8 protein-coding genes are annotated in these 8739 nt (G+C 65.3%); 2 read left to right on the top strand and 6 right to left on the bottom strand.

The features are described from left to right. Positions 1-92: 92 nt before the first annotated feature. Together GM668_RS19785 and GM668_RS19790 are read left to right on the top strand one after the other, a co-directional pair. Positions 93-833 (top strand): response regulator, encoded by a 741-nt coding sequence (locus tag GM668_RS19785; RefSeq protein WP_155440669.1) that lies wholly within the window; start codon positions 93-95, stop codon positions 831-833. Next, positions 830-2140: an ATP-binding protein gene (locus tag GM668_RS19790; RefSeq protein WP_371868736.1), complete on the top strand. Its 1311-nt coding sequence runs from the start codon at positions 830-832 to the stop codon at positions 2138-2140. The genes GM668_RS19785 and GM668_RS19790 overlap by 4 nt, the downstream gene beginning before the upstream one ends. On the opposite strand, the gene GM668_RS19795 is transcribed toward GM668_RS19790, so the two are convergent. The 6 genes from GM668_RS19795 to GM668_RS19820 form a co-directional block, all read right to left on the bottom strand. Beyond that, positions 2127-2858 carry a LytR/AlgR family response regulator transcription factor gene (locus tag GM668_RS19795; RefSeq protein WP_155440670.1) on the bottom strand — a complete coding sequence of 244 codons (732 nt, stop codon included), beginning with the start codon at positions 2856-2858 and terminating at the stop codon, positions 2127-2129. The two genes, GM668_RS19790 and GM668_RS19795, sit on opposite strands and share 14 nt — an antisense overlap. Continuing rightward, complete coding sequence (locus GM668_RS19800; protein WP_155440671.1) at positions 2855-3910, bottom strand: sensor histidine kinase; 1056 nt, start codon at positions 3908-3910, stop codon at positions 2855-2857. Before GM668_RS19800 ends, GM668_RS19795 begins: the two co-directional genes overlap by 4 nt. Positions 3911-3915: 5 nt before the next feature. Then, positions 3916-4485, bottom strand: a complete 570-nt coding sequence (locus GM668_RS19805; RefSeq protein ID WP_155440672.1) for a transcriptional regulator — start codon at positions 4483-4485, stop codon at positions 3916-3918. A gap of 127 nt (positions 4486-4612) precedes the next feature. Continuing rightward, positions 4613-5878, bottom strand: a complete 1266-nt coding sequence (locus tag GM668_RS19810) for a glycerate kinase type-2 family protein (protein WP_155440673.1) — start codon at positions 5876-5878, stop codon at positions 4613-4615. Between the two features lie 148 nt (positions 5879-6026). Beyond that, entirely contained in the window at positions 6027-8120 is a 2094-nt protein-coding gene (locus tag GM668_RS19815; RefSeq protein ID WP_170305721.1) for a TonB-dependent receptor plug domain-containing protein, read from the bottom strand. Positions 8121-8217: 97 nt separating this feature from the next. Then, positions 8218-8739: M23 family metallopeptidase (locus GM668_RS19820; protein WP_155440675.1), on the bottom strand; the 522-nt coding region annotated here is incomplete at its 5' end.

Genomic DNA, 8739 nt, shown 5'->3' on the forward strand with positions numbered 1-8739 from the left:
AGCCCATAGCCGCCCCTGCAATGTTTTGTATCTGGCCGCCGCCAGATACACTGGGATACAAAAGTCCCCACTGGCCGGGGTAAGATGCCTGCATGGAAACCACCGACCACATATTGATCGTCGATGACGACCGCGATATCCGCGAATTGATCGCCGCCTACCTGGAAAAAAACGGCATGCGCACGACCCTGGCCGCGAACGGCCGCCAGATGCGGGCCGCGCTGGATGGCGCCGTGCCGGACATGATCGTGCTGGACTTGATGCTGCCCGGCGAAGACGGCCTGGCATTGTGCCGCGAACTGCGCGCCGGCAAATTCCGCACCATACCCGTGCTGATGCTGACGGCGCGGGGTGAGGAAGTGGACCGCATCATTGGCCTGGAAATGGGCGCGGACGATTACATGCCCAAGCCGTTTGCCGTGCGTGAGCTACTGGCCCGCATACGGGCCGTGCTGCGCCGTACGCGCATGCTGCCACCGAATATCCAGGTCACAGAAAGCGCGGAAATCATAGCCTTCGGCGGCTGGCGGCTCGATACGACGGCCCGCCACCTGCTCGACGCCAGCGGCACCCTGGTGGCGCTCAGCGGTGCGGAATACCGCTTGCTGCGCGTGTTCCTCGACCATCCGCAGCGCGTATTGACGCGCGACCAGTTGCTGAACCTGACGCAAGGACGCGACGCCGACCAGTTCGACCGCTCGATCGACTTGCTGGTGAGCCGCCTGCGCCAGCGCTTGCGCGACGATGCGCGCGAACCGCGCTATATCAAGACTTTGCGCAGCGAAGGCTATGTGTTTTCATCCACCGTCACGCTGACGGGGGATGCGCCGTGACGCCGCCGCGCAGCCTGTTCGCACGCTTGGCCCTGATCCTGTGCGTGGGCTTAGCGCTGGCGCAAGGCTTGTCGTTCTGGTTCACCATGACGGAACGCAATCAAGCCAATGCCAACGTCATGATGGGCTACATCGAACGGGAAGTGGCCAGTTCCGTCGCACTGCTGGACCGGCTGGCGCCGGCGGAACGTCCCGCGTGGCTGCCGCGCCTGGCCCGCCGCAGTTATACGTTCATGCTCGATGACGGCATCAAGGGCGCACCGCCCGACTCCCTGCTGTCGGCACGCGTCGCCGCATCGATACTGGAAGGCGTGGGTGCGCGCTATGACGTGACGGCCAACGCCGTGCCGGGCGAACCAGAGCATATCCAGGTGCATTTGAAACTGATGGATGGCATGCCGCTGACCATTGATTACCGCCCGCCTCCGCGCATTCCCGTCTCGCCCTGGTTCCCGGCCGCGATGCTGGCACAGCTGGCGGTACTGGGCGCATGCTGCTGGCTGGCGGTGCGCGTGGCCACCCGCCCCCTGCACCAGCTGGCGCAGGCAGCCGATGCGCTGGGGCCGGATTTAAAGCCGCACCGCATGGCCGAAGACGGCCCATCCGAAGTGGCCCGCGCGGCGCGCGCCTTCAATGCCATGCAAGACCGCATTGCCGGCTACCTGGCAGAACGCATCCAGATCCTGGCCGCGATTTCCCATGACCTGCAAACGCCGATCACCCGCATGCGCCTGCGGGTCGATCTAATGGACGACGAAACGCAGCAAGGCAAGCTGCGGCAAGACTTGCAGGCGATGGAATCGCTGGTGCGCGAAGGGCTGGCGTATGCGCGCACCTTGCACGGAACGGAAGAACAGCCGCGCCGCACGGATCCCGATGCGCTGCTCGACAGCATCGTCTGCGACTACACGGACGCGGGGCAGCAAGTCACGCTGCACGGCGCCATCGGCCGCGAATGCCTGCTGCGCCCGCAGGCGCTGAAACGCGTGCTGGGCAACCTGATCGACAACGCTCTCAAGTTCGGGGGCTCTGCCGACATCACCGCCACGCTGCAATCCGCCGGCACGATAGCCATCACGGTGCGGGACCACGGCCCCGGCATTCCAGATGACGCGCTGGAAGCGGTATTCCAGCCATTCCACCGGCTGGAGGGTTCACGCAACCGCGAAACCGGCGGCACCGGCCTGGGTCTGGCCATTGCAAGGCAACTGACATTGGCAATGGACGGCGAACTGACGCTGCATCATGCCGACGGGGGCGGGCTGGAAGCGCGGCTGGTACTGGCCACAACCGCTACATCCCTTTGAAGCGGAATTGGAAACGCTGGCTGACCGGCAACCGCATATCGTGGCCCCGCATGGTCAGCCACAGCGCGCCATCGGCATCGCGTGTTGCCGCCGCGATGCGCTTGACAGCGACCACGTGCGCGCGGTGCACTTGCCAGAACCCAGCCTGCTCCAGCATTTCCGCCAGCTCCTTCAGCGGCGTGCGGATATGTGCCTGCAGCGACTCCGTTACCACGCGCACATACTTGGCCTCCGCAGTAAAGCACACCACGTCGGCCAGATCGATGAAATGGATGGTGTTGCCGGCAGTCGCCTGCAGCCATGAGGGTGGACCATCGATGCGCTGCGCCAGCCGGCTCAGGTCCGGCGGCACGGTACGCAAGCGTTCACGCACACGGGAGATGCAGCGGTCCAGCCGCAACGGATCAAGTGGTTTCAATACGTAATCGAGCGCCCCTTCATCGAAAGCCGCTACCGCGTGTTCGTTATAGGCCGTGACGAACACCACGTGCGTGCGTCCGGCGCAGGCGCGCGCCACTTCCAGCCCGCTCAGGCCGGGCATGCGTATATCGAGGAAGGCCACTTCCGGTTCTTCCGCGCGCAGCAGGCGCAGCGCTTCCAGGCCGTCGGCTGCTTCGCCAACGATGTCCGCGTCGGGCCACAGTTTGCGCAATGCGTCCACCAGTTCCGCGCGCAGCAGCGGTTCGTCATCGGCAATCAGGATACGCGGCCGCATCATGGCAGCACACCGTCAAACGGCAGCACCAGTACGGATTCGGTCCAGCCGCGCTCCGTCACACGCAAGGCCACACTGGCGCTTCCGCCATACAGGGCGGCCAGCCTTTGCCGGACATTGCGCAGGCCAACCCCGTTACCCAGCACGGTATCCGCCAGCCCCGCCCCGTTATCGGCCACCGTCATCACCAGGCATCCCCCGGCAGCCATCGCACTGACCCGCACCGTGACTTCCCCCGGCTTGGGTTCCACCCCATGGCGCACGGCATTCTCTACCAGCGACATCAGCATCAGCGGCGGCACCGGCGCACACTGCAGCGCCTCGCTGCACGCGACATCCAACACCAGCCGCTCGCCGAAGCGGATACGCATCAGCGCAAGATAATGTTCAGCAAGTTCAAATTCCCGGCCCAGCGTGGACATCGGCGTGCGCAAATCCGGCAGCGACGTGCGCAGGTAAGCGATCAAATGGTCCAGCATCCGCACCGCTTGCGGCGGATCGTGGCGCGCCAGGTAGCGCGTATTGGCCAGCGTGTTGTAAAGGAAGTGGGGTTCGACTTGCGCCTGCAGCGACTTCAATTCCGCTGCCAGCGCCGCCTGCTCAAGATGCAACAGGTGTAAAGCACGGTGCTGGCGCTGTGCATAGGCTAGCGGTAGCGCCAGCACCAGCAGGCCGAATGCCAGCAAACTGCCAAACAGGCGCGCGCCATCCACGGTGACGATATCCAATTGATGGGCAAGGCCGCGCGCCACGGCGTATCCTGCGCAGGCCCCCGCCAGCAAGCCGGCAGCCAATGCCAGCCAGGCCCATAGCCACTGCGCTTTGCCATGGCCCAGCCAGCGCACCAGCGCCAGCGCGCCCACCCCACAAAGGCATACGGCAAGGAATGCAGCAAACAGGCACAGCCAGCCTGGCCGCCCGGCATACCAGGCGATAGCGCAAACGGCCAGCGCCTGGACCAGGCTGGTCCCCCGTTCCTTCCAGCTGGCCTGCACGATACGGGCCAGCGCCGGGCCGCAGCCCGGCGTGGCCGCCCCTTGTTTCAACTCCATCATCGCAGTCACAGCGCAGGCGCCTTCGGCATTTCCTGCGGTGGCATCTGATCAACCGGCACGTCGTCGCCAACAATGCCGAACTGCAGGTTACGCAGCCACGTCTCGCCCTTGCCGGCGCCGATGACGCCAAAACTGATGGCCTCGCCGGTGTCGTCCACGTCCAGCACCACGCTGCGGTGCTGCCACCCCGTGGTTCCCTTGATGGGCTGGTCCTGGCTGTTATAGAAGGCGCTGCTGTAATTGCCTTTGCTGTCCACCCGCATCCACAGGCCGCTCCAGTCAGTCACGTCACGCGTCATCACATCCGCCTCGAAACGCACGCGCTTACCCTTGTACGCTTCGGCAGAAAATTGCTGCATCAACGTTCCCCAGCTGTCGCCGCTGCCATGTGCGTGGCGGATATAGACAGCACCGGGCGTGCCGCTCTGGCTGCCGTCCACATCGCGGCCGGAATCATATTGCTCCGGTGTTTTCCCGGCCGTCATCCAGGGTGGGGCAAGGCGGGTATTGGGCTGGGCCAGCGCCAGCAGCGAAGAAGCGGCCAGCGCGGCCAGTAAAACAAAACGGGGTTTCATATGGCATTCTCCCATGGCATGACGAAATTGTCATGCTGGCTACTTTGCCAAACGGGGAATGCGCTGTGGAGGCGATGCGACCGGCGCGCTGATACACGGATAAGCGCAGCCGGCGGGGGATGAGTGGTTACTCGATGTAAATCGCGCGGAAGTCGTTTACGTTGGTCAAGGTCGGGCCGCAGATAACGGAATCGCCCAGCGCCTGGAAGAAGCCATGGCCATCATTGTTGGCCAGGCTGTCACGCGCCTTGATGCCTTTGTCCCATGCGCGGGCCAGGGTGTCTGGCGCCATGATGCCGCCGGCGATTTCTTCCAGGCCGTCGACACCGTCGGTATCGCACGCAATCGCGTGGATGCCTTTGTGCCCGTTGAGCGAAACCGCCAGCGACAGCAGGAACTCCACGTTGCGGCCGCCACGGCCATTGCCGCGCACCGTCACTGTAGTTTCACCGCCAGACAGCAGCACGCATGGCGTGGCAAACGGCTGGCCGCGCAGCGCCACCTGGCGCGCGATGCCCGCGTGGACGATGCCCACGTCGCGTGCTTCGCCTTCAATCGAGTCGCCCAGGATGTGGACGGCGACACCGGCATCGCGCGCCACGGCGGCGGCGGCTTCCAGCGCGATTTGCGGCGCCGTGATCATGCGGATGTCGTTGCCTGCCAGGCGCACATCGCCCGGCTTGACGGTTTCACCGCGGCCGCTTTCCAGCAGGCGGGTCACGCCTTCCGGCACGGCGATTTCATAGCGGCGCAGGATGGCCAGCGCGTCGGCGCACGTGGTGGCATCGGCGCAGGTTGGGCCGGACGCGATGTCGGCCGGATCGTCGCCCGGCACGTCGGAAATCAAGAGCGTGACGACTTTGGCAGGATGGCACGCGGCAGCCAGGCGGCCGCCCTTGATGGCGGACAGGTGGCGGCGCACGCAATTCATTTCCGAAATTGTCGCACCGCTCTTCAACAGCGCGCGGTTGATATCCTGCTTGGTGGCCAGGTCCAGCCCTTCGCCCGGCAATGGCAGCAGCGACGAACCGCCGCCGGAAATCAGGCAAATCACCAGGTCGTCCGCAGTCAGGCCGGACACCAGTTTCAGCATGCGCTGCGCGGCATCCAGGCCCGCCTGGTCCGGTACCGGGTGCGCGGCTTCGACAATTTCAATGCGCTCGCACGGCACGCCGTAATCGTAGCGGGTCACAACCAGCCCGGTCAGGTCGCCCTTCCAGTGCTGTTCCACCACGCGGGCCATCTCGGCGGACGCTTTACCGGCGCCAATCACCAGCGTGCGGCCTTTGGGCGGCGCCGGCAAGTGCGGCGGGAGGCACAGCGACGGCTGCGCGGCGGCGACGGCTGCGTCGAACATGCGGCGCAACAACGCACGCGGATCAGTTTTAGTCATTCTTGTCTCCTTGTTACCGGGGTGGCGATGCCAAATCATCGCATGCTTTCCCCTGCACTGATATGCGCATACGAATAACGCTCATATATGGCGCAGACATACGCGGCGGCGGTTTTCACCATGTTTTTACCGCGTTTTTTTACCGCGTTTACCAGCGCTGTTCAACGCTGAAGCGCAGTGCGGCATAAGAGCGCGTGTGTTCCGACAGCAGCCGCGCACCGCCACTGTCGCGATAAACGGCCCCATACAGCGCATCCGGCCGCAGCAAGTTGGCGCCGCTGATTTTCAGCCGCGTGCCGCTGCCCAGCTTCCATGCGGCATAGACATCGAGCTTGCGGCTCGGGGGCGCATTGAAGGCATAAAATGCCGATTCGCGGGTCCAGCCGCCATCCTGCCACGTTACGTCCGCGCCGAATGTCAGCGCATCCGAATAGCGGACATCGGTCCCCGCGCCTGCGCTGCGCGGCGTCTGGCGCGCCAGCCGGTTGTCCGGCCCCGGCACCGACAACACGCGCGACCAGTCGCGGGCAGCGTGGGCGCGCACCGTCCAGCGCGGCGTCACCGTTGCCTTGAACTCCGCCGCCACGCCCCACACGTCCGCCCGGCCCTGGTTGGCCGGAGTGCGCACCCAGCGGCCCTGGTCTTCAAATAGCAACGGCACGTTGACGTTGTCGATGCGGCGCCGGTAAGCGCTGGCGGACACCATGCCGCCGCTGCCGATATCGCGCTCCACTGACGCGTCCAGGCCCCACGCCAGCTCTGGACGCAAGCGGGGATTGCCTTGCGTATCAGGGTTGGTCTGGTTATTGCCATTGTCAATTGTATAACGGCGTGGAATCAGTTCCAGCATGGCCGGTGTTTTATACGTGCGCGACAAGCCTGCCCGCAAGCGTTGTACGGCAGACCATTTATACAGGCTTTGCAGCAGCGGGCTGGCCGTGGCGGAAGATTGCACGACCTGCACTCCCCCTTGCGGCGTCACCGCCGTGCGCAGCGCTTCCCACCGCAGCCCCGCCGACAGCGACCATGCATCCGACACCGTCCAGTCATCCTGCACAAACACGGCGGCGCGGCTGATATGGCCGCGGTAACGGTCATCCGTCAATGTGCCCGCGTCGAAGTCGCGCTCTGCACGGTTTTGCGAGCGCACCACGGTTTCGCCATCCCATCCCGCCGTGACGCTATGCCCTGCAGCGGCGGCCACCTCCACTTTGCCGCCCGCCGTCAGCGTACTTTCGCGGATGTCGGAACGCACGCGGCGCACGTCCGGCAGCCGCACGCCGTCGCGCATCGTATAAAACTGGAAATCGCTATGGCGCGGATAATGCTGCAGCCCGATGCGCAGCTGGCCTTTGACGCCGTCGGCCAATTCCTGCTGCCACGTCACTTCGCTGCGCAGCATGACCGTGGAGATATCGAGCCAGCTGCCGCTGTCCGGATAAGCGGTCGGCGCGCCCAGCACCGTGGTTTCATCGGCCAGGTACACATTGGTGCGTCCGGCCACATTCACGAAACCCTGCCAGGCCACGGAACCGCCCTGCCGCTTCCACGTCACGCGCGGCGTCAGGCTGGCGGACCGGGTGCGGTTGTCCGCCATGGTTTGCGCATGGCGCGATAAATTCTGCACGCCGGCGCTGTCCATGCCCGATTCCACCGTGAAGCCGGGCTCCAGCTGGACGGAACGGGTGACCGCGCCATTCAATGACCAGTCGGTTCCCTCATCCGATCCAGCCCACTGCCAGCTGCCGGACGGCGCCAGCACGCCTCCCACACTGTCCAGGCCCAGCCGCACGTCGTTGCGCACCCGCGCCGCCTGCCGCCGCAGGATGATGTTGACGGTCCCGGCGATACCCTGCGCCGCCAGTTCCGCCGACGCCGTACGGATGATTTCCACGCGCTCGATCATGGCCGGCGCCAGCGCATCAATGGAAAACCCGGGCGGCAGCGGCGCCCCGTTCAGCAGCACGCTGGTATAGCCTTTACCCAGCCCCCGCATCTGGATTTCACTGCCTTTGCCGCCACTGTCGGTGACGGTAATACCCGGCACGCGCCGCAGCGCGTCGGCCAGCGACTGGTCGCCGTGGCGCAGCAATTCATCGCGGCTGACCAGCGTGGCGCCGGCCGTATCGCCGCGCCGCTGCGCGGCATTGCTGCCTACAACTTCAATGCGCTGCACTTCTTGCGCCGCAGTGGGAAAGTAAAAGGCGAGCAGTATCACCGCTGCCATGGCACGGTATTGCATGGTGGTCCTCATTTCAATGGACGTGCAGCGTCCTGCCGCAACGGCAAGGCATGCACGGTATTGGAAGCTGCCCCGGCACGCGCCGGGGCGTGGCGTATTACGGTTGACGCAATGCGGCGATCAGCCGCTGCGGATCGATGGATTGCCCATCTTGTGACACTTCAAAGTGCAGGTGCGGCCCGGTGGTCTTGCCCGTATTGCCGGTCTTGCCGATCGGCTGGCCAGCCGTGACAGCATCGCCCGCGCTGACGGCGCGCTGGTCCAGGTGCGCATACATGGAGCGCAGGCCGTTGCCGTGGTCGATCACGATGACGTTGCCGAACTTTGCCTGGCCCTGGTACAGGCTAGTCGATTCCGCCACGATGCCATCGGCCGGAGCCAGCAGCGCGGTGCCGCGCCTTGCCGACAAGTCCACGCCATGGTGGAAGGGCCGCGCCTGCGCCATCGGCTGGGCAGGACGGGGACCGTAGCGGCTGTTAACCTTGATGCGCGCCAGGGGCGCCTGCCATGCGGGCAACACAGCCGGCGCGTGTTCCGCCGCCGCGCTGGCGGCCACGGACAAGGCCGGTGCGCGCCACGCAAATGCCGGCTGCAGCAGCAAGCCCGCGCCCACCACGGC

It is taken from the genome of Pseudoduganella ginsengisoli, from assembly GCF_009720865.1.
GTDB classification, from domain to species: Bacteria; Pseudomonadota; Gammaproteobacteria; order Burkholderiales; family Burkholderiaceae_D; genus Rugamonas; species Rugamonas ginsengisoli.

Bases quoted from the DNA above. Each gene is read 5' to 3' on its own strand.
- GM668_RS19800 (WP_155440671.1), bottom strand. From the start codon at position 3,910: ATGATGGAGTTGAAACAAGGGGCGGCCACGCCGGGCTGCGGCCCGGCG.
- GM668_RS19805 (WP_155440672.1), bottom strand. From the start codon at position 4,485: ATGAAACCCCGTTTTGTTTTACTGGCCGCGCTGGCCGCTTCTTCGCTG.
- GM668_RS19795 (WP_155440670.1), bottom strand. From the start codon at position 2,858: ATGATGCGGCCGCGTATCCTGATTGCCGATGACGAACCGCTGCTGCGC.
- GM668_RS19785 (WP_155440669.1), top strand. From the start codon at position 93: ATGGAAACCACCGACCACATATTGATCGTCGATGACGACCGCGATATC.
- GM668_RS19815 (WP_170305721.1), bottom strand. From the start codon at position 8,120: ATGCAATACCGTGCCATGGCAGCGGTGATACTGCTCGCCTTTTACTTT.
- GM668_RS19810 (WP_155440673.1), bottom strand. From the start codon at position 5,878: ATGACTAAAACTGATCCGCGTGCGTTGTTGCGCCGCATGTTCGACGCA.